Source organism: Sphingomonas sp. BL-S-28, from assembly GCF_055521515.1.
Genome location: NZ_CM145483.1, coordinates 1,173,825 through 1,196,896, shown reverse-complemented (window position 1 = coordinate 1,196,896; position 23,072 = coordinate 1,173,825). Strand labels below are relative to the sequence as shown.

Annotated in this window: 18 protein-coding genes; 10 read left to right on the top strand and 8 right to left on the bottom strand. The window is 66.5% G+C overall.

Annotated features, from left to right (window positions below; all coding sequences use genetic code 11):
* Positions 1-3 precede the first annotated feature (3 nt).
* The 7 genes from ACZ1JC_RS04970 (at position 4) to ACZ1JC_RS04940 (ending at position 9,272) form a co-directional block, all read left to right on the top strand.
* Positions 4-636 (top strand): urea amidolyase associated protein UAAP2, encoded by a 633-nt coding sequence (locus ACZ1JC_RS04970; protein WP_395336054.1) that lies wholly within the window; start codon positions 4-6, stop codon positions 634-636.
* Positions 633-4,229, top strand: a complete 3,597-nt coding sequence (uca, locus tag ACZ1JC_RS04965) for an urea carboxylase (protein ID WP_465139030.1) — start codon at positions 633-635, stop codon at positions 4,227-4,229. Before ACZ1JC_RS04970 ends, uca begins: the two co-directional genes overlap by 4 nt.
* A complete protein-coding gene (gene atzF / locus ACZ1JC_RS04960) occupies positions 4,226-6,019 on the top strand; it encodes an allophanate hydrolase (protein ID WP_465139031.1) in 1,794 nt (597 codons plus the stop codon). The genes uca and atzF overlap by 4 nt, the downstream gene beginning before the upstream one ends.
* 41 nt (positions 6,020-6,060) lie before the next feature.
* Positions 6,061-6,987, top strand: coding sequence for a Vgb family protein (locus ACZ1JC_RS04955; protein WP_465139032.1), 927 nt, complete (start codon positions 6,061-6,063; stop codon positions 6,985-6,987).
* A 240-nt stretch (positions 6,988-7,227) separates the two neighbouring features.
* Positions 7,228-8,166, top strand: a complete 939-nt coding sequence (locus tag ACZ1JC_RS04950; RefSeq protein ID WP_465139033.1) for a LysR family transcriptional regulator — start codon at positions 7,228-7,230, stop codon at positions 8,164-8,166.
* Between the two features lie 255 nt (positions 8,167-8,421).
* Complete coding sequence (locus tag ACZ1JC_RS04945; protein ID WP_465139034.1) at positions 8,422-8,814, top strand: hypothetical protein; 393 nt, start codon at positions 8,422-8,424, stop codon at positions 8,812-8,814.
* A 116-nt stretch (positions 8,815-8,930) separates the two neighbouring features.
* Positions 8,931-9,272, top strand: coding sequence for a UrcA family protein (locus ACZ1JC_RS04940; protein ID WP_465169045.1), 342 nt, complete (start codon positions 8,931-8,933; stop codon positions 9,270-9,272).
* Positions 9,273-9,456: 184 nt separating this feature from the next.
* Here the strand turns inward: ACZ1JC_RS04940 and ACZ1JC_RS04935 are convergent, their stop codons facing one another.
* Positions 9,457-9,987, bottom strand: coding sequence for a TetR/AcrR family transcriptional regulator (locus tag ACZ1JC_RS04935; protein WP_465139036.1), 531 nt, complete (start codon positions 9,985-9,987; stop codon positions 9,457-9,459).
* A 168-nt stretch (positions 9,988-10,155) separates the two neighbouring features.
* Here ACZ1JC_RS04935 and ACZ1JC_RS04930 point away from each other — a divergent pair, with 168 nt between their 5' ends.
* Complete coding sequence (locus ACZ1JC_RS04930) at positions 10,156-12,216, top strand: molybdopterin-containing oxidoreductase family protein (RefSeq protein ID WP_465139037.1); 2,061 nt, start codon at positions 10,156-10,158, stop codon at positions 12,214-12,216.
* Between the two features lie 8 nt (positions 12,217-12,224).
* Here the strand turns inward: ACZ1JC_RS04930 and ACZ1JC_RS04925 are convergent, their stop codons facing one another.
* Complete coding sequence (locus tag ACZ1JC_RS04925; protein WP_465139038.1) at positions 12,225-12,608, bottom strand: reverse transcriptase-like protein; 384 nt, start codon at positions 12,606-12,608, stop codon at positions 12,225-12,227.
* A 177-nt stretch (positions 12,609-12,785) separates the two neighbouring features.
* Between ACZ1JC_RS04925 and ACZ1JC_RS04920 the strand changes: the two genes are divergently transcribed.
* The gene (locus ACZ1JC_RS04920; RefSeq protein ID WP_465139039.1) at positions 12,786-14,933 is read left to right on the top strand and encodes a PKD domain-containing protein; all 2,148 of its coding nucleotides are present in this window, start codon (positions 12,786-12,788) and stop codon (positions 14,931-14,933) included.
* Between the two features lie 76 nt (positions 14,934-15,009).
* Here ACZ1JC_RS04920 and ACZ1JC_RS04915 read toward each other — a convergent pair whose 3' ends face one another.
* Positions 15,010-16,311 carry a sugar MFS transporter gene (locus ACZ1JC_RS04915; RefSeq protein ID WP_465139040.1) on the bottom strand — a complete coding sequence of 434 codons (1,302 nt, stop codon included), beginning with the start codon at positions 16,309-16,311 and terminating at the stop codon, positions 15,010-15,012.
* A 419-nt stretch (positions 16,312-16,730) separates the two neighbouring features.
* On the opposite strand from ACZ1JC_RS04915, the gene ACZ1JC_RS04910 reads away from it, so the two are divergent.
* Entirely contained in the window at positions 16,731-17,723 is a 993-nt protein-coding gene (locus tag ACZ1JC_RS04910; RefSeq protein WP_465139041.1) for a LacI family DNA-binding transcriptional regulator, read from the top strand.
* A gap of 22 nt (positions 17,724-17,745) precedes the next feature.
* Here ACZ1JC_RS04910 and ACZ1JC_RS04905 read toward each other — a convergent pair whose 3' ends face one another.
* The 5 genes from ACZ1JC_RS04905 to ACZ1JC_RS04885 form a co-directional block, all read right to left on the bottom strand.
* On the bottom strand, positions 17,746-19,014 hold the full coding sequence (locus ACZ1JC_RS04905) for a metal-dependent hydrolase family protein (protein ID WP_465140294.1): 1,269 nt from the start codon (positions 19,012-19,014) through the stop codon (positions 17,746-17,748).
* A 118-nt stretch (positions 19,015-19,132) separates the two neighbouring features.
* Complete coding sequence (locus tag ACZ1JC_RS04900) at positions 19,133-20,293, bottom strand: NAD(P)/FAD-dependent oxidoreductase (RefSeq protein ID WP_465139042.1); 1,161 nt, start codon at positions 20,291-20,293, stop codon at positions 19,133-19,135.
* 1 nt (position 20,294) lies between these two features.
* A complete protein-coding gene (locus ACZ1JC_RS04895; RefSeq protein WP_465139043.1) occupies positions 20,295-21,410 on the bottom strand; it encodes a type III polyketide synthase in 1,116 nt (371 codons plus the stop codon).
* Positions 21,407-22,639 (bottom strand): beta-ketoacyl-[acyl-carrier-protein] synthase family protein, encoded by a 1,233-nt coding sequence (locus tag ACZ1JC_RS04890; protein WP_465139044.1) that lies wholly within the window; start codon positions 22,637-22,639, stop codon positions 21,407-21,409. The genes ACZ1JC_RS04895 and ACZ1JC_RS04890 overlap by 4 nt, the downstream gene beginning before the upstream one ends.
* Positions 22,636-22,866 carry an acyl carrier protein gene (locus ACZ1JC_RS04885; RefSeq protein ID WP_465139045.1) on the bottom strand — a complete coding sequence of 77 codons (231 nt, stop codon included), beginning with the start codon at positions 22,864-22,866 and terminating at the stop codon, positions 22,636-22,638. Before ACZ1JC_RS04885 ends, ACZ1JC_RS04890 begins: the two co-directional genes overlap by 4 nt.
* Between the last annotated feature and the right edge of the window lie 206 nt (positions 22,867-23,072).

Below are 23,072 nucleotides of genomic sequence, written 5' to 3'. Positions count from 1 at the left end.
ACTATGACCGATACTCACCTCTCCGGCCTGGCCGGCGCCGTCATCCATGACGAAATCGTGCCCGCCCGCGCCCCGTGGCTGCACCATATCGCGGCCGGCCAGACGCTGCGCATCGTCGATCTGGAAGGCAATCAGGCCGTCGATTTCCTGCTCTATTCCGCCGCCGACGATGCCGAACGATACAGCGCGCAGGATACCGTGGCGGCGCAGGGCAACCTGTTCCTGCGCACCGGAACCGTGCTGCGTTCCAACGAAGGCCGCCCGATGATGACCATCGCCGCCAGCGCGGTGGACTATCACGATACCATCGGCGGTGCCTGTTCCTGCGAGTCCAACACGCTGCGCTACGGCCATCACACCAAGGCCGAACATGCCTGCGTGGAGAACTTCCTTGAGGCGAACCTGACCGAGGGACGCAACAAGCGCGATATTGTTTCCAACATCAACTTCTTCATGAACGTACCGGTCGAGCCGGACGGGTCGCTGGGCATCGTCGACGGAATATCCGCGCCGGGCCTGACTGTGGACCTGCGGGCGGAAATGGACGTCGTCGTCGTCGTCTCCAACTGCCCGCAGGTCAACAACCCCTGCAACGGTTTCAACCCCACTCCCGTCCGGATGATTGTCACCGCATGAGCTTCGACACGGTCCTGATCGCCAACCGAGGCGCGATCGCCACCCGCATCATCCGCACGCTGCGACGCATGGGCCTGCGCTCCGTCGCGGTCTATTCCGAGGCTGACGAAGGATCCGATCACGTATCGATGGCGGACGAGGCCGTGCTGATCGGCCCGGCCAAGGCATCGGACAGCTACCTGAATATCCCGGCGATCCTGGAGGCCGCGCGCAAGACCGGGGCCGGGGCGATCCATCCCGGTTACGGCTTCCTGGCCGAAAACGTCGAATTTGCGGAGGCTTGCGCCGCCGCCGGTATCGTCTTCATCGGCCCGAATACCGACAATATCCGCACCTTCGGCCTGAAGCACAGCGCCCGCGCGCTGGCGGCGGCGCACGACGTGCCGCTGGCGCCCGGCACCAACCTGCTGACCGATGAGGAAGAGGCAGTCGCCGCCGCGCAGGAGATCGGCTTCCCGGTCATGCTGAAGGCCACGGCCGGTGGCGGCGGCATCGGTATGCGCGTCTGCGAGAACGAGGCGGACTTGCGCGAAGGCTTCGCCGCCGTGGCGCGGCAGGGCATGAGCAACTTCGGCGATGCCGGCGTCTTCCTGGAACGCTACATCCGCCGCGCGCGCCATATCGAGGTGCAGCTGTTCGGCGACGGGCAGGGCCGCGTCATGGCGCTGGGCGAGCGCGATTGCTCGCTGCAGCGTCGCAACCAGAAGGTCGTGGAAGAGGCGCCGGCGCCGCAGCTGCCCGAAGCGGTGCGCAGTGAGCTGATCGCATCGGCCATCCGGCTGGGTGAGGCAGCGCAGTATCGCTCGGCGGGCACGGTCGAATACCTCTACGATGCCGATCGCGCGGAATTCTTCTTCCTGGAGATGAACACGCGTCTGCAGGTCGAACATGGCGTGACCGAGATGGTCATGGGCATCGATCTGGTCGAATGGATGGTGCGCGGCGCGGCCGGCGATTACAGCTTCCTCGACCGCGAGACGCCCACGCCGCAGGGCCATTCGGTGCAGATGCGCCTCTATGCAGAGGATCCCTCGCTCGATTATCGCCCCACCTCGGGCACCCTGACCGCGCTGGAATTCCCGGACGATATCCGCGTGGAGACCTGGTGCACTTCGGGCAGCACGGTCAGCGCCTGGTACGATCCGATGCTGGCGAAGCTGATCGTCCACGCGCCGACCCGCGCCGAAGCGGTAGAGGCCGCGCAGGCCGCGCTCGACAAGAGCCGCACCGACGGCATCGAGACGAACTTGCGCTGGCTGCGCGATGTGGTGCGCACGCCGGCCTTCGTCGGCGGCGAAGTCTCCACCCGCGTGCTGGACAGCATCGCCTATGAGCCGCGTTCCATTCGCGTGGTCAGCGGTGGCACCGCGACCACCGTGCAGGACTGGCCGGGCCGCCAGCATCTCTGGGCCGTGGGCGTGCCGCCATCGGGGCCGATGGATGACCAGTCGTTCCGCCTTGGCAACCGTCTGCTCGGCAACCCGGAAGGGATGGCCGGTCTGGAAGTGACCGTCACCGGCCCGACGCTCGCCTTCGTCGCGCCGGCCCGGATCTGCGTGACAGGTGCCGATTTCGGCGCGATGCTGGACGGCGTGGCGATCCCGCGCGGCGTGCCGATCGACATCGGCGCGGGCCAGACCCTGTCGATGGCGCGGGCTTCTTCGGGCGGCATGCGCGGCTACGTTCTGTTCGCGGGCGGGCTGGACATCGCGCCTTACCTCGGCAGCCGCAGCACGTTCGAACTCGGCCAGTTCGGCGGCCATGCCGCGCGCCGGCTGCTGGCGGGCGACACGCTGCATCTGGCCGGCGAGGCGACCGAAGCGCCGCTTCCCGCCGCTGCCCTGCCGGCAATCTCGACCGAATGGACCTTGCGCGTGCTCTACGGCCCGCACGGCGCGCCGGACTTTTTCACGGACGAGGACGTGCAGTCGTTCCTCGCGGCCGAATGGAAGGTGCATTACAACAGCAACCGCACCGGCGTCCGCCTGATCGGGCCCAAGCCTCGCTGGGCGCGCACGGACGGCGGTGAGGCGGGCCTGCACCCCTCCAACATCCACGACAATCCCTACGCCATCGGCGCGGTGGACTTCACCGGCGACATGCCGATCATCCTCGGCCCGGACGGCCCCTCGCTGGGCGGTTTCGTCTGCCCCTTCGTGGTGATCGCGGCGGACCGCTGGAAGATCGGCCAGCTGACGCCGGGCGACAAGCTGCGCTTCGCGCCGGTGACCATCGCCGACGCGGCGGAGGCGGAAGCGATGCAGCGCGCGCTTGTCGGCAACGGCACCGCGCCGGAGGCTTCTCCGGTGCGGGCGGTCGAAACGCTGTCGCCCATCCTTGGCGAGATTGCCGAAGGGCCGGGCCGTCCGCGCACGGTCTATCGCCAGCAGGGCGACCGCAACATCCTGGTCGAATACGGGCCGATCGTGCTCGACATCGAACTGCGCATCCGCGTCCATGCGCTGATGACCGAACTGGAGCGGCTGGCGCTGCCCGGCGTGATCGACATCGTGCCCGGCATCCGCTCGCTCCAGTTGCACTTCGACGGTGCGGCCATGGACCAGAAGGCGGCGCTGGCCGCGCTGATGGCGGCGGAAGAGCGGCTTGGCGATCTTGAGGACTTCGCGATCCCCTCGCGCATCGTCCACCTGCCGCTCAGCTGGCGCGATCCGGCGACGATCGAGACGATCGAGAAGTACATGGCCACCGTCCGCGCCGACGCGCCGTGGTGCCCGGATAACATCGAGTTCATCCGCCGCATCAACGGGCTCTCCGATGAGGCTGCGGTGGAGAACCTGATCTTCGAGGCGAACTACCTCGTGATGGGGCTTGGCGACGTCTATCTGGGCGCGCCGGTGGCGACGCCGGTGGATCCCCGACACCGGCTCGTCACCACGAAATACAACCCCGCACGCACGTGGACGCCGCCCAACGTGGTGGGCATCGGCGGGGCCTATATGTGCATCTACGGCATGGAGGGGCCGGGCGGATACCAGCTCTTCGGCCGGACGATCCAGGTGTGGAACACCTACCGCCAGACCGACGCCTTCACCGAAGGCAAGCCGTGGCTGCTGCGCTTCTTCGACCAGATCCGCTTCTATCCGGTCAGCGCCGAAGAACTGGCCGACTGGCGCCGCGAATTCCCGACCGGGCGGCGTTCGATCCGGATCGAGGAATCGGAATTCCGCCTTGCCGACTATCGCGCCTTCCTGGCCGAGAATGCGGAAGGAATCGCCGAGTTCGAGGAAACCCGGCAGGCCGCTTTCGATGCCGAGCGCGACGAATGGCAGCGCCGGGGCGAGTTCGATCAGGTCGCCGAACTGAACGAGCGCGATACGCCGACGGCGGACGTGATCGAGCTTCCCGCCGGTTCCGACCTTGTCGAGGCCCCTTACGGCGGCAGCGTTTCGACCCTGCTGGTCGCGCCCGGAGACGTGGTGGAGGCGGGCGACAAGATCGCCATTATCGAGGCTATGAAAATGGAATGCCCAGTGGAAAGCCCCGGCCGGGGCACGATCGAGGCCCTCTACATGCGGGAAGGACAGGCGCTGGAACCCGGCGCGCCGATGCTGGCCCTGCGGAGGCACGCATGACCGTGCTCGATCGCCGCAGTGCGGCCGAACTGAATCGTCGCAGCGCGAGCGAAATCGCCGCCGCCGTCAACGCCGGCCGGATCAGTGCCGTCGAAGTGGCGGAGGAGACGCTTGCCCGCGTCACCGCCTATGACGCGGTCCAGCCGCAGATCTGGATCAGCCGGGCGACGCGGGACGATCTCCTCGCCGCCGCCCGCGCCATCGATGCGCGCGTGGCCGCCGGGGAAAGCCTGCCGCTGGCCGGTGTGCCCTTCGCGGTGAAGGACAATATCGACGTTGCCGGGTTCGAAACCACGGCGGCTTGCCCAGCCTTCGCCTATCGCCCTGAGGCTTCGGCGGGCGTGATCGAGCGGCTGACGGCGGCAGGCGCGCTCTGCGTGGGCAAGACCAACCTCGATCAGTTCGCCACCGGGCTGGTCGGCACGCGCAGCCCCTACGGCATTCCGCGCAATGCCTATAACCTTGCCTATGTCAGCGGCGGATCGAGTTCCGGATCGTCGGTCGCCGTGGCGGCGGGGCTGGTGGCCTTCGCGCTGGGCACCGACACGGCCGGTTCGGGCCGCGTTCCGGCCGCGTTCAACCACCTGATCGGGTTCAAGCCCAGCAAGGGCCGCTGGTCCACGCGCGGGCTGGTTCCGGCATGTCGTACGCTCGACTGCATCACCGTCTTCACCGATGACACCACCGATGCGCGGTTGGTGGACGAAGTGGTGGCAAGCTTCGACCCGGCCGACGCCTATTCGAAGCCGCTGGCGGACCGGCCGCTCCAGCCGAAGCGCTTCGGCGTGCCGCGCCGCGATCAGCGCAACTGGTTCGGCGATGCGGAATCCGAATTCCTCTACGACCGTGCGCTGGAGAAGCTGGCGACGCTGGGTGAGATCGTCGAGATCGATCTTGCCCCGTTCCAGGAAGCGGCGCTGCTGCTCTACGGCGGCCCCTGGGTGGCCGAGCGCACGGCGGCGATGGCGCAAATCCTGGCGGACAATCCGGATGCCGTCGATCCCACCGTGCGCACCGTCGTCGAACCCGGCGCGGATGTCAGCGCGGTGGACCTGTTCAACGGCATCTACCGAATGGCCGATCTTAAGCGCCACGCGGACATGCTGTGGACCTCGATCGACATGATGGTCTTCCCGACCACGGGCACGACCTACCGCGTGTCGGAACTTGCAGCCGCCCCGGTCGCGCTCAACAGCAACCTCGGCTTCTACACCAATTTCGTGAACCTGCTGGACATGGCCGCGCTGGCGGTGCCGGCCGGCATCCGGGCGAACGCCACCGGCTTCGGCGTGACCCTGATCGGCCCGGCCGACAGCGACCGCGCCCTGCTCGATACGGCGGACGCGTACCTTTCCATCGCCGATCTTCCATCGCTTCCAACACTCGATCTTGAGGGAAAAATGCAGACAGTGAAACTCGCCGTCGTCGGCGCCCACCTGAAGGACATGCCCCTCCACTGGCAGCTCACCTCGCGTGAGGCGAGCTTCGTCGGCGCCTTTGAAACCGCGCCCAACTACCGCCTCTATGCCATGGCCGACAGCGTGCCGCCGAAGCCCGCGCTGGTGCACAGCGAAGACGGCGGTTCGATCGCGGTCGAAGTCTATGAACTGGGCGTCGCCGAATTCGGCAGCTTCGTGGTAGAAGTGCCTGCACCGCTCGCCATCGGTACGGTGACGCTGGCCGATGGCAGCAGCGTCAAGGGCTTCGTCGCCGAACCGCGCGCGATCACCGGGGCGGAAGACATCACCAGCCTGGGCGGATGGCGCGCCTATATCGCCAGCCGCGCCTGACGATCGAGAGTACGCTTCACGCAAGACCCAAGGGGGGAAACATGCGCACGTTGAAACGGATGGTTCTGGCTGCCACTTTGACTGCCGCCGCGCTGCCTTCGATCGCCCATGCAGAGGGCGAGAAGGTCATGACCGTGCCGGGCTTTGCCGATTTCCTGGCGGTGGACGGGATGACCGTCTGGGCCACGAACCAGGGCAAGGTGGAGCACTGGGGGCGGGACGGCAAGCTGGGCGAAGTGGCCATGACGCACCCCTGCGGCGCCATGGCGGTGGAGCATGGTTCCCTCTGGGTCGCGGACTGCAAGGAAGGCACGCTCAACCGGATCGACATTGCGACGTCGAAGCTGGTCGCATCGATCCCCACCGGCATCGCCAATCCCCAAGGCGAACTCAACGTCGTGGCGGGGGCCGGGTCGATCTGGGTCGCCAGCGATGCGAAGGGCGTGGTCGCGCGCGTCGATCCCACCACCAACAGCGTGATCGCCTCCGTGACTGTGGATCCCGGCACCTGGTACATGGCGTTCGGTTTCGGATCGGTCTGGGCGGTCAGCCAGTCTCAGCAGTCGCTCCAGCGCATCGATCCCGCCACCAATGCCGTCGTCGGCAAGACGCCGCTGGGCAAGGAGCCCGGCTTCCTGGCTGCCGGCGCCGGCGGTGTATGGGTGCAGGAGCAGGCGGACGGCACGCTCGCCCGCGTCGATCCCGATACCGGCCAAGTGACCGGCCGCGTCAAGGTGGGGGCCAACCTGAAGTGGGGCGACATCGATGTGGGCCACAACAAGGTCTGGCTGCGCACCACCGACGATCAGGTCTTCGTGGTGATCAAGGGTCTGAAGATCGAGGAACGCGTCGGCAAGCCGGCCGGAAGCGGCGCGCTGCGCTTCACCGACTATGGCCTGTGGACCACCGCGCATGACGAACATACGCTGACCTGGTGGCCGCCCGCCGTGCTGATGGCCAAGCCCTGAAGCAGCGGATATGAACGTGAAAAGGGGGGCGTGAAGCCCCCCTTTTCTATTCGACCAATTGCAACCCGAGGGCTTCGTGCCCCTCATTACCTGCGCAGATATGCGTAATTGTGTCGGGGCATAGCGACAGACCTTTTCCTTTAATGGCTCGCATAATTTCCATCTATGACTTCGGGCCGAAGATAGGGTAACGAGCTGGAAGACCGCGGATTTCAGGCGGCACGAGGGGACGCATTGGGCATGAGCGACCGCACGCCGTTGATCGACCAGAAGTTCGCAAATCGGGTCGACTGGAACCTGATGCGCACGTTCGTCGACATCGTTCGCGCCGGGGGAATCGGTGCGGCGGCACGGCAGCTCAACAAGCAGCAGCCCAGCATCAGCGCCGCACTGAAGCGGCTGGAGGATCATGTCGGCGCCACCCTGCTGCGGCGAACGGCAACGGGCGTGGAGATGACCACGGCCGGCAAGGCGATGCTGGCCTTGTGTGAGGATATGCTGGAATCCGCCCGAATGATGCCGCACCAGATCGCGCAGGCGACGCGGCACGTGGAAGGCATCGTGCGCATCCAGATCGTCTCCGCCATCGTAAGCCGCGAATTCGACGAGGCGATTGCCAGCTTTCATCGGCGCAATCCCAACATCCACATCGAAATCCGCCTCTCCCCCTGGCGGCAGGTGCTGGACGCGCTGGAACGCGGCGAAGTGGAAGTGGGCATCGGCTATGACAGCAGCGTGCGCGGCAGTCTGGTCTACGAACCGCTGTTCGTGGAACGGCAGCAACTCTACTGCGCCCGCAGCCATCCGATGTTCGGCTATCGCGTCAGCCAGCTGAAGGAATTGAAGGACGAAGCCTTCGTGCTGACCGGAGAGGACGAGGTGGAGGCCATCACCCACTTGCGCCGCCGGTACCGGCTGGGCTCGCGCACGACCGGGCTGGCGGAAGACGTCAACGAGGCCCGGCGCCTGATCTCCTGCGGTGTGGGCATCGGCTTCCTGCCGATATCGGCCGCGCGGGCGGAAGTGGAGCAGGGCGTGCTGTGGCCGATGCTGCACACCAGCTTCGAACCATCCTACGACATCTTCCTGCTCGCCCGGCTGGAGCCGGCGCGCGATACCGCGACGCAGCTGTTCATCGACGAAGTGTTCCGCCGTATCCGGGCTCTGCCCCGGTCATAGTTGCAATCTATGGCTGGCATCGCAAATTTGCGCCTGCCTTGATGACCTCTGCCCGCGCACTCTCCAACAGGCCGGGACAAGAGGGAAAACAGCAATGGGTGCGAGTGCGATCTTCCAGATCATGGGCCGAAACGGACTGCCAAAAGGCGTGTCGGCAGTCGGCGCATTGGCTCTGAAAGCGGTCCGCGAAGGGATTGCGGCACGCGCACAGGCTGTAGGCGGCCTATCCTCGCGAGTGGACGGCAACTGACGGCGATGCAGCGGCGCCGCCTCATCGCTGCATTCTCGCTGGGATTTGCGGCCTTGTCCGCCGCTGGCGCGCCCGATGCGATGGCGGCATCGAAGCCCGCCACACGGCTGGTTTCCTGCGGGAACGATAGCTGCCTGCTGATATCCGGCCATCGCGGCGATGCCGCTGCGGCGGTCAGCATCAACGGGCACGTGGTGCCGGTGGAAGGCGCAAAGGGCTGGAAGGTCCGTCTGCCGGTGAACACCGTGCGCGCCTGGTCCGCACCGCTTGCCCGATCATTGGATATCGCCCTGCACGATCCGGAAACGGGCGCGCAGTGGGCCATGCAGGCCGATCTGCCGATCGGGCTGCTGGGCCACGTCACCGATCTTGCCGTGCTGGAGATTCGCAGCCCCTAAACGCGCCAGGAGGCCCACCGCATTGGGCCGTAAGCACTGATTGTAAGTTCTTCTGCCGAGCGCTATGACGGTGGCAGCCGCCGCAGAGTGGCTGCTCGACTTGTGTGCAGGAGAAGATGATGAAAATTGGACTTGTGGCTCTGGCCTCTGTCACCGTCGCCTTTGCCACTGCGGCGTCCGCGACCACCAGCGAAAGCCCGTTTGCGCGCGACAAGGTGGTCATGCAAATCAACGATCTCGACCTTGCCACCCCCGATGGGCAGCAGCGTCTGGCCATCCGCATGGACAACGCCGCCCGCGCCGTCTGCGGCGATCAACTGGCGAACGTGCACCTCGCGCTGGAGCAGAAGGCGCAGGAATGCCAAGCGGCCGTGAAGTCGGACATTCGCGAGCGGATCGAAGCCCGCACGGCAAGCGCGGCCACCAAGCCGCAAGTCCAGCTCGCCAGCGCACGCTGATTTCATAATCGGCGCATTCCACGGCCCGCATTGGCGGGCTGCGGAGTCGCGCGTGCCGAAGGCGCCGGGTGCCGATCCGGCCTTCTAGAGCAGTTGATCCGATTGCATCGGATCAACTGCTCTAAGTTTTTGGTTTTCCGCGTTTCCCGAGTCATCAGGTGATTCCACCTGATTAGAAAACGCTCTAGTGTTGCGCGTCGCGCCGTCCGGCGTCGACGATGGATTGCAGCGTTTCCGCCACCCATCGCAGCTGTTCAGGCGATGCCTGGCCGGACGCCAGCCCGTGAACCTGCAGCGTTACCCCGGTCAGTACCGCGAAGAGATTGTTGGCGCGCGCCTGTGCCTCGGGCGGGCCCAACCATTCTTCCAGCGGCTCGATCATGTGCGTCCGCCAGACTTTGGCGGCGATGGCATGGGCTTCCGGCTCTGACAGCGCCTGAATCAGCATCACGCTGATGGTCACATTGCTGCGATCGTGGATCAGCCGGACCATGGTCTCGCCGAATTTCGGCTTATCCCAGGCGAAGACTGAATTCTGGCGGATCGTTTCGATCAGCGCGGCCTCGAACAGCGCCGCCTTGGTGCCGAAATAGCGTAGGGGCAGGGAGGGGGCGGTGCCCGCCTTGGCGGCAATCTCGCGCAAGCCCGCCTGCGTATAGCCATGCGCGCCGAACACGTCCACGGCTGCTTGCAGGATCTCGCCCCGCGTCTTCACCGGATCCCTGCGCCTCACTTTCACGGTGCTCGCCATGACAGGGGTTTAGGCGGAGTTGGCGCTGCGGACAAGATAAGTGAACAGTGGATCACTTACAATTGACCACATGTTCAACTATACGAGTCGGCAAGAAGATGGCCTTCAGGAAAAGGCCGGGGAGAGCCAGCCATGCCGGAATCGGTCCGCACGCACTGCCGCATTTGCACCAACCAGTGCGGCGTGACCGTGCAGGTGGAGGATAACGCCATCGGTCGGATCAAGGGTGATTTCGACCATCCGCTGAGCAAGGGCTATACCTGCCCGAAGGGCCGCGCGCTGGGCCGCCTGCATCATCATCCGGATGCCATCGACGCGCCCCTGATCCGGCGCAGGGACGGGTTCGAGCCGGCCGGTTGGGACGAATGCCTGGACGATCTGGCGGCGCGGCTGGGCAAGATCGTGCAGGATCACGGTCCGAACGCCGTGGCCTTCTACTTCGGCAGCGGGCTTGGCATGGACGCCGCCGGCTATCGCATGGGGGAGGCGTTCTACAACGCGCTGGGCACGCCGCCCAAGTTCTCCCCGCTCACCATCGACGGCACGGCCAAAGTTCTCGTTTCCAGTCTGGTCGGCGGATTTCCGGGCCTTTCGGGCAAGACCGACAACGACAACGCCCGGATGCTGCTCTACGTCGGCGTCAATCCGATGGTCAGCCACGGACACAATACCGGCATGTTCAACCCGGCTGGCCCGATCCGCGCCATTGCAGCGCGGGGAGAAGTCTGGACCATCGACCCGCTCCGCACCGAGACGGCAGGGTTCTCCACCCGCCACCTGCAGCCTTGGCCCGGCAAGGACTATGCGATCCTCGGCTGGCTGGTGCGCGAGGTTATCGACGGCGGCCCGCTGGTTCCGGCCCAACCGGTTCAAGGGCTGGACAGTCTGCGCGCCGCGCTGGACGGCTATGATCGCGCCACGGCATCGCGTGTGTCGGGCGTTAGCGAGGACGCGTTGGACGATCTGCTCGCCTCCGTGCGCCGGCATGGCGGCGTCACCGTGGAAACCGGCACCGGCGTCACCATGGCGGAAAGCGCCAATATCACGCAGTGGTTCGCGTGGTTGCTGAACATCCTGACCGGCCGGATGAACCGCGAGGGCGGCGTGTGGTTCCACCCCGGTTTCCTCACGCAGTTCGACAGTTTCGAACTGCCGCTGATGAACAATCCCTTCACGCCCGGCGCGCCGACGATGCCGCATGCCTCCGGCCTGATCGGCGACTGGCCCTGCGCGGCACTGCCGGGAGAGATCGAGGCGGGCAACATCCGCGCGCTGGTCAATCTGGGTGGCAGTCTGGTCCGCTCCTTCCCGGACGCGAACCAGCTGGTGCCCGCGCTGCGCAAGCTGGATACTTTCGTCACCTTCGAAATCCTGCGGAACGAGACGACGGCGCTGTCGACGCACGTGCTGCCCACCAAGGACCAGTTGGAGCGGCCCGATATCTCGTTCTGGGATACGCTGAGCGGCAGCCTGTCGATGCTCTATTCGCCTGCGGTGGTGGAACCGATGGGGCGGCGGCGGTCGGCATGGTGGATCCTTTCGCAGCTGATGCGGCGGATGGACCTGCCGGTCCCGGAGGGGCTTCCGCAGAGCGACCTCGATCCGGGTGCCGACGATGCCATGCTGGCGCGGCAGATGGCGGGCGCCCGCTGCACGTTCGAAGAATTGCGCGATGCCGGCACGGTGTCCCGCCCGCTGGAATTTCCCGGGCAATGGGTAGACGATCATATTCGACGGATCGGCGGCTGGTTTCTGGCCCCCGACGCGCTGCTGCAATCGTGGCAGGGAACGCGCGCGCGTGACCGGCAGGCGATCGCGCCGCCGCTCTCTTTCATCCCGCGCCGCCAGCGCCGCAAACTGAACGCATCGCTTTCGTTTCTGGGCAGCCCGGCCGATGTGATCCTGAATCCGCAAGATGCGCAGCGCCATGGGATCGAACACGGCGCGCCGGTTCGGGTGCGCACCACGCGGGGGGAAATCGTCCTGACGGCCTGCGTGGACGATGCGATCCGTCCGGGTGTAGCCTCGATCCCGCACGGGCACGAAATCGCCAACGTCAATCTTCTGACCAGCGTGGAATCCGTCGATGCGCTTACCGGGATGGTGCGCTATTCGGGCATTCCGATCGCTATCGAGCCTTGCGGCACGATCGACGCGGAACGCCGCGCAGACCTGCTGATTCCACCTGATTAGAAAACGCTTTAGCGCGGATGCCGAGCGGCCAGCGCGATGCCGGCCAGGTTCTGTTCGCGCTTGATCCAGCGGATGCGTGCCGGCGGCGCGGGGGTTGCCAGCGCCAGGAATCTGGCCGCATGGCCCGGCGCTGCCTGCCCGCTTTTCATCGCGGCACTCGCCTGATCGACGATCTCCACGGCGTCGCCGATCAGTTCGACATCGGACAGACCCAGCGCTTGCACCAGTTCCAGCGCGTGGATCAGCGCCAGCCATTCGGCATCGCGGTTGGAGCCGGGGCCAAGCCCGTCGAAAAGATGCACGTTACCGCGCACCACCACGGCCACTTCGATAGGGCCGGGATTGGGGCGGCAGCCACCGTCAAAGAACACTTTTACCTTGCGACGCGCCATGCCGCCCTGTGCCGCAGGGCGCACGGGCAGGCAAGCGCCGCCTGTGTCGGGCGGGGCGGTCCACCGCGCTGGATGATCGGCGGGGCGATGGGCTGACCCGCTGCACGCGGCGCGGCGCCGTGCCACAAGTCTCCCTTCCGGCCCGATCAGAGGCGCGGCTTGAGGGGATGGTGAACGGTGAGCGTGCAAAGGGCAGCAGGAAAATGGGCGGCAAGTCTGGCGATCATGGCCACGGTGCTTTCGGTTCCGGTCCCCGCCATGGCCGATGAACCCGCCGCTAAGGCGGCTTCGACGGCGCTGTCGACGCAGGGGTACGGCGATCAGGACGCGCTGTTCGCCCGGCCCTTCATCGACCGGGACGAGCCGCGCACGAACAACGGCACTGCCTATCGCTACGTCCACGGCGGGTTTGAAGGCACCGATACGCGTTTCTCGTTCTACTTCCCCGCTTCCAAGGCGTGGCAGGGGCGCTTCTTCCAATACATCACCCCGGTTCCCGACAGCGAAACCCTGTCGCAAGGGCTGACGGGGGAGGAAGACCGGATCGGTGCCGCCATGGCCGGCGGGGCCTATTTCATCGAAACGAACGGCGGCGGCCCGAAGGCGGCGGACCCGATGGGGGGCGGAGATCTGACGATCGGTGCTTTCCGCGCCAATGCGGCCGTCGCCCGGTTCTCACGCTTCGTGGCGGGGCAAGTCTATCCGGCCCGGCCGCATATTTACGGCTATGCCTATGGCGGCAGCGGCGGCGCCTATCGCACGCTGGGCTCGCTGGAGAATACCAAGGGCGTGTGGGACGGCGCGGTGCCTTATGTCCTGGGTTCCCCGATGGCGATCCCGAACATGTTCACCGTGCGCCTGATGGCCATGCGCGTGCTGGGCGACAAGCTGGACGGCGTGGTCGACGCGCTGGACGCGGGCGGCAGCGGCGATCCCTATGCAGGGCTGACCGAGCAGCAGAAGTCCGCCCTGCGCGAGGTTACCGCGATGGGGTTCCAGCCGCAGTCGTGGTACGCGTGGCGCACGATGGGCCCGCATGCCTTTGCGCTGCTGTTCGGCGGCATCCGCATGGCCGATGCGTCCTATTTCACCGATTTCTGGACCCAGCCGGGGTACGAAGGGCATGACAGCCCGGAACTGCTTCAGGCCGACCGCGTGCAAATGCCCACGCGCGTCGTCGAAGTGATCAGCGCGGACAAGGCGAAGTCTCTCGGCATCGATCTTGGTCATACGCCCGGCACTGCAAAGGGTACGGCGGACCTTGCGTGGCAGGCGATGGGGCTGCATTCGGCAGGCGAGATGCCCGTAGCCGTGCGGCTGGCGAATGCGTCCGGTTCGAAGGCGCTGTTGCTGTCCGATCTGGTGCTCGCTTCCGGCAAGAAAGTGGTCCTGTCGGACGTCCACGGCGATCTGGCCATGCTGGGCATCAACGATCCGCGATTGCTGGCGACGATCAAGGCGGGTGACGAGGTGCGGCTGGACAACAGCGATATCCTTGCGGTGCAATATTATCATCGCCATCAGGTGCCGGACCTGGCCGAATATCCCGTCTGGAAACAGTTCGCCGACGCGCAGGGCAAGCCGCTCTATGCGCAGCGCCGCATGTTGCTGGGCCCGCTGTTCACCAAGAACGCCGCCGGCGCGGTGCCCACCGGCCAGTTCGACGGCAAGGTCATTCTGGTGGAGAACCTCTGGGACCGGGAGGCTCTGCCGTGGCAGGGTGACTGGTATCGGTCACGCGTGAAGGCCCATGCCGGGGAAGCCGCGGATGAACGGTTCCGCATCTGGTACACCGACCGGGCGCTGCATGGCGACCAGAGCAAGCAGGACGATCCTTCGCGCGTGGTCTCCTACATCGGCGTGTTGCAGCAGGCGCTGCGCGACCTGGCCGCCTGGGTGGAGCAGGGCAAGGTCCCGCCGGCCTCCACCGCCTATCGCATGGACGGCGGTCAGGTGGTGGTCCCGGCCGACGCGGCGGCGCGCAAGGGGGTGCAGCCGGTGGTGGCGGTCACCGCCAATGGCGGGGCGATCGCGACAGTCGCGGCGGGCACCCGCGTCAGCTTCAAGGCGAAGGTCGATGTGCCGCCCGGCACGGGTTCGCTGGTCGCGGCCGAATGGGATCTGAATGGCGACGGCACGTTCGAAACGCCCGCCACGATCCCGGCCGGGCACCCGGCGACCCTCACGCTATCGGCCAATCACGTCTATGATCGGCCGGGAACGTACTTCGCCGTTATCCGCGTAGCCTCGCAGCGCGAGGGCGACAGGAAAACGCCTTTCGCGCGGATCCAGAATCTGGCGCGAGTGCGGATCGTCGTGAACTGATCAGAAGGTTGAGGCAGACTTTGGACGGAAACCCCCACCCCGGCGTGCTGATCGCGCCGGGGTGGGGGTTTCGTGCTTATGCCGGCCGACGGGCAAAGAGGCCGAAGCCGGCGATCACGGCGTAGCAGATCGCCGGCAGGACCAGAGCGATGCCCAGGTTGCCGCCGGTAACGTCCGCCAGCGCGCCGGTGGCGAGCGGGACGAGCGCACCGCCGCAGATCGCGACGTTGATGATGCCCGACCCGTCCGCCGCGCGGGCGCCCAGCTTTTCGCAGGCAAGGCTGAAGATGGTGGGGAACATGATCGAATTCATCAGGCCCACCGCCAGCAGCGAATAGCCCGAAACGGCGCCGGTGCTGGTCATCGAAATGCCCAGCAGCGCGATCGCGGCGCAGGCATTGAAGGTGAGGACGAGGCCGGGGTTCAGCACGCGCAGCACGGCCGATCCGATGAAGCGACCCACCATCGCGCCGCCCCAGTAGAGCCCGATCAGCTTGCCGGCGGACTGTTCGGGCAGGGCCATGACGTGATCCTGCATCAGATAGCTGACGATCAGCGAACCGATCGAGACTTCGGCGCCGACGTAAAGGAAGATGCACAGCGCGCCATAGCCGAAGCGCATGCGCTTCAGCAGGTCGAATCCGGCGAACCCGCTGTCTTCGCCGTGCTGTTCGGGAGGCAGGCGATCACGGAACTTCCAGACCGCGGCGGCCACCAGCGCCAGCGCGACGGCGATGGCAAGGTAGCCGTGGACGATCGCCTGGCTTTCCGCGCTGCGATAGGCGTCCAGCGCGGGGCCGGCCAGATCTTGCGCGGTCACCTTGGCCAGGCTGCCCAAGATCAGCACGGAACCGGCAATCGGGAAGATCGTGGTGCCCAGCGAGTTGAACGCCTGCGCGAAAGTCAGTCGCGAACTGGTGGTTTCCGGCTTGCCCAGCAGGCTGATCAGCGGATTGGCCACCACTTGCACGATCACCACACCGGCCGCCAGAACGAAGTAGGCGGCCAGGAACAGCCAGTAGGTCGCGGTCTGCGATGCCGGGATGAAGGCCAGACAGCCGACGATCATGATCGCGAGGCCGGCAGCGGCCCCGCGCATGTAGCCCACCTTGCGCACCAGCATCGCGCCGGGAATGCCGATCACCGCATAAGCCGTGAAAAAGCAGAACTGCACCAACATCGCCTGCGTGTAGCTGAGCGTGAACAGCTCTTTCAGCTTTGGGATGATGACGTCGTTCAGGCTGGTGATGCCACCGAAGATGAAGAACAGCGCCATGACGAAATAGCGCAGTTCGGGGGCATCGACATAACCGGCGGGGACTTCCTCGGCCGTATCGGCATTGATGGCGGGATTCGGTATTGCGGACGTAATGGCCATGATGTGCTTGACCTGCGCTGCCTGACGCGATGGAACGCGTCGATCCGGAATGAAATGAAGGTTTCGTAAGCTCTTACGCGCGGATGACGAAATCAATCCGTAAAGTGGTCAATCCGTATGGATGACGCTGGCGTTGAAGAGCACCGGAAATCTCCCACGATGTTTTTTGTTTTTGGTGACATCCCGGGTGTGAAGGAAAGAGCTGAGATCAATCCGCTCACACCCGGGATGCGCAGCGCTGTCGCTTTAGGAGGAGATGACAACGTTGTACCGGCCGTTTAGCGCGCATTCGGAGTCGGATCAAGTCGATCTTGCATCCACCATGAAAGGGTCCCGAAAAAGGACGCGGCGGCGGTTACACTCCGAACATCGTATACAAGACCGTTCTCAGCGCCGCGCTTGTGTGGCAAAGGCTGCAGATGACCAGCATTCGTGACGTTGCCGCCGCATCCGGCGTATCCATCAAAACGGTGTCCCGCGTTGTCAACAAGGCGCCGAACGTCAGCGAAACCGTGCGTGAGCGGGTGTCCGCCGCGATCAGCAAGCTTGGTTATCGCCCCAACCAGTCCGCCCGGCGGCTGGCGGGCGGTCGGTCTTTCATGCTGGCATTTCTCTACAACAACCCCACGCCGGGCTACACGGCGGCGCTGCAGATCGGCGCGGCCAATCGCTGCCGCGATCTCGGCTATCATCTGGTGGTGGAACCCATGCCGCTTTCGGGCGAGGCACGCTTCGAGATTCTCGACCGGCTGGTGGCCGCGCTGCGCCCGGACGGGGTGTTCGTGGCGCCGCCGCTGTCGGACGACAAGGCGCTGCTGCAGAAGCTGGCGGAATTCAAGCTGCCCTGCGCGCGGCTGGCCGGCTCCATCGTGGCGGAAAGCTTCAATATCCCGACGCCGGAACGCGCGGCCGGGCGCATGATCGCCGATCACCTGATCGGGCTGGGGCACCGCCGCATCGGCGTGATCACCCCGCCGGCGGACCACCGCGCCGCACTGGCCCGCGTCGAAGGGTTCAAGGACGGGCTGGCGGCTGCCGGTCTTCCCTTGGCGGACGACATGTTCGTTCGCGGCGGCTTCGATTTCGCCTCCGGCCTGGAAGTGGGGGAGGCGATGCTGAAGCGCGATGCGCCGCCCACCGCGATCTTCGCCACCAACGATGCGATGGCGCTGGGTGTGCTGACTTATGCGCACCGCCAGGGGCTGAGCGTGCCGGACGATCTTTCGGTGGTCGGGTTCGACGATACGCCCGCCAGCGCCACTGCTTGGCCGCCGCTGACCACGGTGCGTCAGCCGCTGGAGGAGATGGGCCGCGCCGTCATCGATGCGCTGGTCGCCGAACCGGACGAGGCGCCGGTGTTCCGCTTCGAACTGATCTGCCGGGAAAGCAGCGGCCCCGCTCCCCAAAAGTGAAGGGGCCGCTGCTGCGAGGCGATCAGATCAGCGGCTTGCCCCCGGCCTTGACGACCGTACCGCCCTTCATGACGAAGCCGACGTGCTCCAGGACTTTAACGTCGTTCAGCGGATCGCCATCGACGGCAATGACATCGGCGTAGCGGCCCGGCTGGATCGTGCCGACATCACCGCTGCCCAGCAGATCGGCGGCATTGCCGGTGGCGGCCTTGATCGCGTCCATCGGCGTCATCCCCGCGGCCACCATCAGCGCGAATTCCTGCGCATTCTCGCCATGGCTGGAAAGGCCGAAGGTGTCGGTGCCGAAGGCGATCTTCACGCCGGCGGCATAGGCATCGTGCAGGTTGCGGCGCAGCAGCGGGGCAATCGCCAGCGCCTTTTCCGCGGTTGACGGGTTCAGCTGCTCGGGATGTTCCTTCGCGCGCTGGTAGACTTTCTCACCCACCAGCATCGTCGGCACCAGATAGGCGCCGTACTGCTTGAACAGCTTGTAGCTGGCGGCATCGGCGTAAGAGCCATGCTCGATCGAATCGACGCCCAGCGCGATGGTGTGATCGATGGCTTCCTTGCCATGCGCGTGCGCGGCGACTTTCATGCCCAGCGAATGAGCGGTGTCGATCACCGCCTTGATCTCGTCATCGGTCATCAACTGATGCTTGGGATCGTCACCGATGGACATGACGCCGCCCGAGGGCATGATCTTGATGAAATCCACGCCTTCGCGCTTCAGCCGGCGCACGGCGAGACGCGCTGCTTCGGGGCTGTCGATCACATTGTCGCTGATATGCGGAATGTCCGCGAATTCCACGCGGAGGCCGTTCGTGGCATCGCCGTGGCCGCCGGTGGGGCCCAGCGGCGTGCCGGCCACCCACATGCGCGGGCCGGGCACGACACCGCCGTCGATCGACTTCTTCAGCGCGACGACCACTTGCGTGTTGGCGCCGCAATCGCGCACCGAGGTGAAGCCGGCCAGCAGTGTATTGCGGGTGAATCCGGTCGCCTCGATCGCGTCTTCGAAATCGCTGCGGGTCACGCTGTTGCGGATCGGATCGCCGGCGTGCCAGCCGGCAGTGATGTGATCGTGCGCGTCGATCAGGCCGGGCAGCACGGTCTTGTCCGCCAGATCGACCACTTCGGCGCCCTGCGGCGTTACGAAGCCGGCCTGGATCGCGGTCACGCGCTGGTCGGTGATCAGGATCGACACATTGTGCCGAGGCGCGGCGCCGGTGCCGTCGATAAAGGTGCCGGCGTGGATCACCACGTCCTTCGCCTCTGCGGCGGTCCATGGCATGGCCGCCGCGACGAGCACGCCGCACACCAACTTTGCCGCGTCTTTCAGAAACTTGCCTTTGTGCATGATCGCCCCTTTTCCCTGTCTGGCCGCAAACTTGCGCGGGGCGGCGGCGGCGTCAACGCCTTTGCGGATCGCCGGACGGTTTGTTGTCGAAAGGCTGGGAAGGGGGGGACCATTCAGGCAGCCGCGTCGCCCGCGCGGCGAAGCGCAGGCCGGCGGGGAAGGCGGCCGCCAGCCGGCAGGCGATCGGCCCCATCATGGGCAGCGCCAGCAGGTTCTGCACTGCCATCGCGCGCCGGATCTGGCCCCCGGCCTGCCGGCGGAGCGCCGCATGATAGGCGCGGCTGCCAAGGCCCGCATCCACGCAGCGCGCGGCGATGAAGCCGCTGCGCAAGGCTATCGCCATGCCGTCCCCCGTCAGCGAGGCGGTCATTGCCCAGCGGTCGCCCAGCCGCAACACGCGGTCGTCCGTGGGCGGTGCGGCGAAGGTTCCATAGGCAATGTTGGCGATGGAGACCGGGCGCGGAAACAGCGGCTCCGCATCGTGGAGCAGCGCCGCCAGTTCGGGCGCGTCGCGCAGCCAGTCCTGCAGGCCGTCCCACTTGCCGCCAAGGTCGGCAAGGCGGGACTGGCGGATTGCGAGGCAGAGGTTGGCGCGGCCGTCCTCGATCAGTTGCAGGCCCGCATAGCCGCCTTGCAACAGCACCAGCAGGATCGTTCCGCGAAGCCGCCGGGTGGCGGCGGGGGCGAGGCGGTAGTGTATCTTGAAGCCGACGAAGGCACCCAGCGCGCGGGGCGGCGGCACGGCGCTGTCTTCCCGGATCGGCAGTTTCCCGGTGGCCAGCAGCACCGTCTCGGCCGCGATCTCGCCCCGGTTGGTCATGGCGCGCGTGCCTTCCAGCCGCGATACCCGCAGGCCGCGCTCCACATGCGCGCCTGCCGCCTGCGCCCGCGCGATCAGCGCTTCGTCCATGGCAAGGCGGCTGAGGCCGACGGCGCGAAACGGCAAGGCCGCCTCCGCGCCGATGCTCGCGCCGGCCCGGATCAGGCGGATGCGCTCAATCGGCACGCCCCCTAGAGCCAGCGGATCGACGCCGAGTTCGGCCAGATGGGCCGTCGCTTCGACCGAGAGGAACTCGCCGCAGACCTTGTGGTGCGGCCCCGTCTCCTTCTCGACCACGTGCACTGCGTGGCCGGCGCGGGCGAGAAGGCAGGCGGCCGCGCTGCCGGCCGGCCCAGCGCCGATCACCAGCGCGCTTGTCCGGCGCGGCGTCATATCAGGCCGCCAGCGTGAAACGGAAGCTCTCGGCGGCCATGCCGGGGCCGAAGGCCAGCGCCATGCCCCAGCCTGAGTTGAGGCCGCTATCGATGCCGTTTGCGCCATCGGCCAGAACCCGCGCAAGGATGAACATCAGCGTGGCGGACGACATGTTGCCGTGATCGTGCAGCACGGCGCGCGATGGGGCCAGCGCCGTACCGTCCAGCGCGAAGCCATGCTCCACCGCGTCCAGAATCGTGCGCCCGCCCGCATGGACCGCCCAGAGCCGGAAGTCCCCAACGGATGCATCCCGCAGCAGTCCGCCGCCGTCCGTCCGCTGCGCCTCGACGGCGAGCGCCTCGGCAATCCGGGCGGGCACTTCGCCGCCCAGATGCATGTCGAAGCCCTGATCGCGGATGTTCCAGGTGATCGCATTGCCGGTTCCGGGAATCGTCGCCGCGCGAAAGTCCCGCAGGGCGATGCCTTGCGCATCGGCCGTCACCAGCGCGGCGGCGGCGCCGTCACCAAACAGCAGCATCGCCAGCAGGCTGGCGACATCCAGATTGCGCTGGAAGTGGATCGTGCACAGCTCCAGCGTGACCACCAGCACGCGCGCGGCAGGGTCCGAGCGGACGATGTGATGCGCCAGCCGCAGCGAATTCACCGCCGCGTAGCAGCCCATGAAGCCGACCACCGTGCGCTCGACATCGGGCGAGAGCCCGGCCGCCGCCATGATCACCTGATCCAGCCCCGGCGCCATGAACCCGGTGCAGGAGGCGACGATCAGGTGGGTTATTTCCGCGCGCTCCTCCGCGTCGATATCCAGCGCATCGATGGCGGATAGCGCCAGACGCGGCGCATCGCGTTCATAGCGGGCCATGCGCGCGCCGGTGGTGGGCCATGCCTCTCCGCCGTAGAACCCGTCGGTATCCCTGATCGTGCCATCGCTCAGAACCACGGGCTCCAGATAGGAATAGCGCCGGGCGATGCCGGACCGGCCGACCATCCGTTCGAACAGCCTGCGCGTGCGCGGATCCTCCAGTTCGTCGGCGACATAGCGGACGAAAGCGTCATGCACCTGAAACGGCGGATTGGCGGTGCCGATCCGGTTGATATGGGCGATCGCAGCGCTCACGGCAGACGCCCCACCAGCACGGCGTTGAGCCCGCCGAACGCGAAACTGTTGGACAGCAGCACATGCGGCGCGAACGTTTCCGGTTCCAGCACCAGCGGCAGGTCGCAGGCCGGATCGGGGCCAAGGAAGTTCAGCACGGGCGGGGCGCGTCCTTCGATCAGCGCGGCGATGCCGATCAGGAACTCCATCGCGCCGGCCGCGCCGATCATGTGGCCATGGGCGGACTTGGTGGCGATCACGCGGTGATGGTCCAGCGCCGGGCCGCAGACGGCGCGCAGCGCGGCGGCCTCCGTCGGGTCGTTGAGCGCGGTACCGGTGCCGTGGGAGGAGATCAGCATCGGCTCGTGCGCCGCGATGCCGGCGTCCTCCAACGCCGCGCGCATGGCCATGGTGATGCCGGCGCTATCCGGCGCGGTCATATGCGCGGCGTCGGTAGAGAGGCCATAGCCGGCCAACTCGGCCAGGATCGGCGCGCGCCGGGCCAGGGCATGGGCCTCGCTTTCCAGCACGAGCACCGCCGCCCCTTCGCCCAGCACCATGCCGCGCCGGTCGCGCGAGAACGGGCGGCAGGCGTCGGGCGCCAGCACGCCCAGCGAGTTCCAGCCGGCCAGCGATCCGCGCGTCAGGCACGCCTCCGCCCCGCCCGCCAGCGCCACGTCCGCGCGGCCGGACCGGATCATGTGCATCGCCTCTCCCAAGGCATGGGCGGAGGAGGCGCAGGCGCTGGACAGCGTGAAGACCGGCCCATGCGCACCCAGCAGGATCGCGATCTGCGCGGCGGGTGCGGTAATCATCGAACTGGGAATGGTCTGCGGATGGGCTCTCGGCTGGCCTTTGGCGAACAGGCGTTCGTAGGCCACTTCGCGCGTCTGGTTGCCGCCGCTGCCGCAGCCGAGCATGATCGCGGTGCGATGGTCGAGCGAGGGATGGCCCAGCAGGCCGGCGCTTGCCACCGCTTCCAGCGCGGCCTCGATCGCGAAGGAGGAGAGCGGGTCCAGCTTGCCCAGCCGCCGCAATCGTTCCGGATCGACATGGGCGAGCGCACCGTTTTCCCCGGCAGGCGGATCGACCCATGCGCCGATCCCGCCGGTTCCGCTTTCCGCCAGCCTGTCATCGGGAAGCGGGCGGATAGCGCCGTCGCCGTCCCGCGTGCGGGTCCAGTTGACCTCTACCCCGCGGCCAAGGCCGCTGACGCAGCCCATGCCGGTGATGACGATGCGCTTTTTCATTGCGGTGCCGGCACGCCGATGCGTTCCAGCAGCTGCTGCATCGTCGTTTCGCGCGAGAGTTCTTCCGGCTGTATTTCCACGCCGAAGCGGTCTTCCAGTTCGAACAGCATGCTGACGATATCGATGGACGAGATATCCAGCGTGGCCAGCGTGGCATCGGGTTGCAGACGTTCGGGGGGAAGGCCGGTTTCCTTTGCGATCAGCGCGATCACTTCTTCATAGGTCATCGGCTCTTCTCCTAGACGTTACGGGTCCGACGCTGGCCCGTCACAGGCGTTCGGCGTTCGAAGTGCGGAATTGGGGTGCCACGGGCCGTGGTGGCCACGTCCGTGCGGAGAGGACAACGGCATGGGCCGGAAGCGCTGGAGCCGATCTCGTGCACATGCCTATCATCGCGGCGTCCCGGCTTGATTTTATTGGCGAAGAGTGCGCC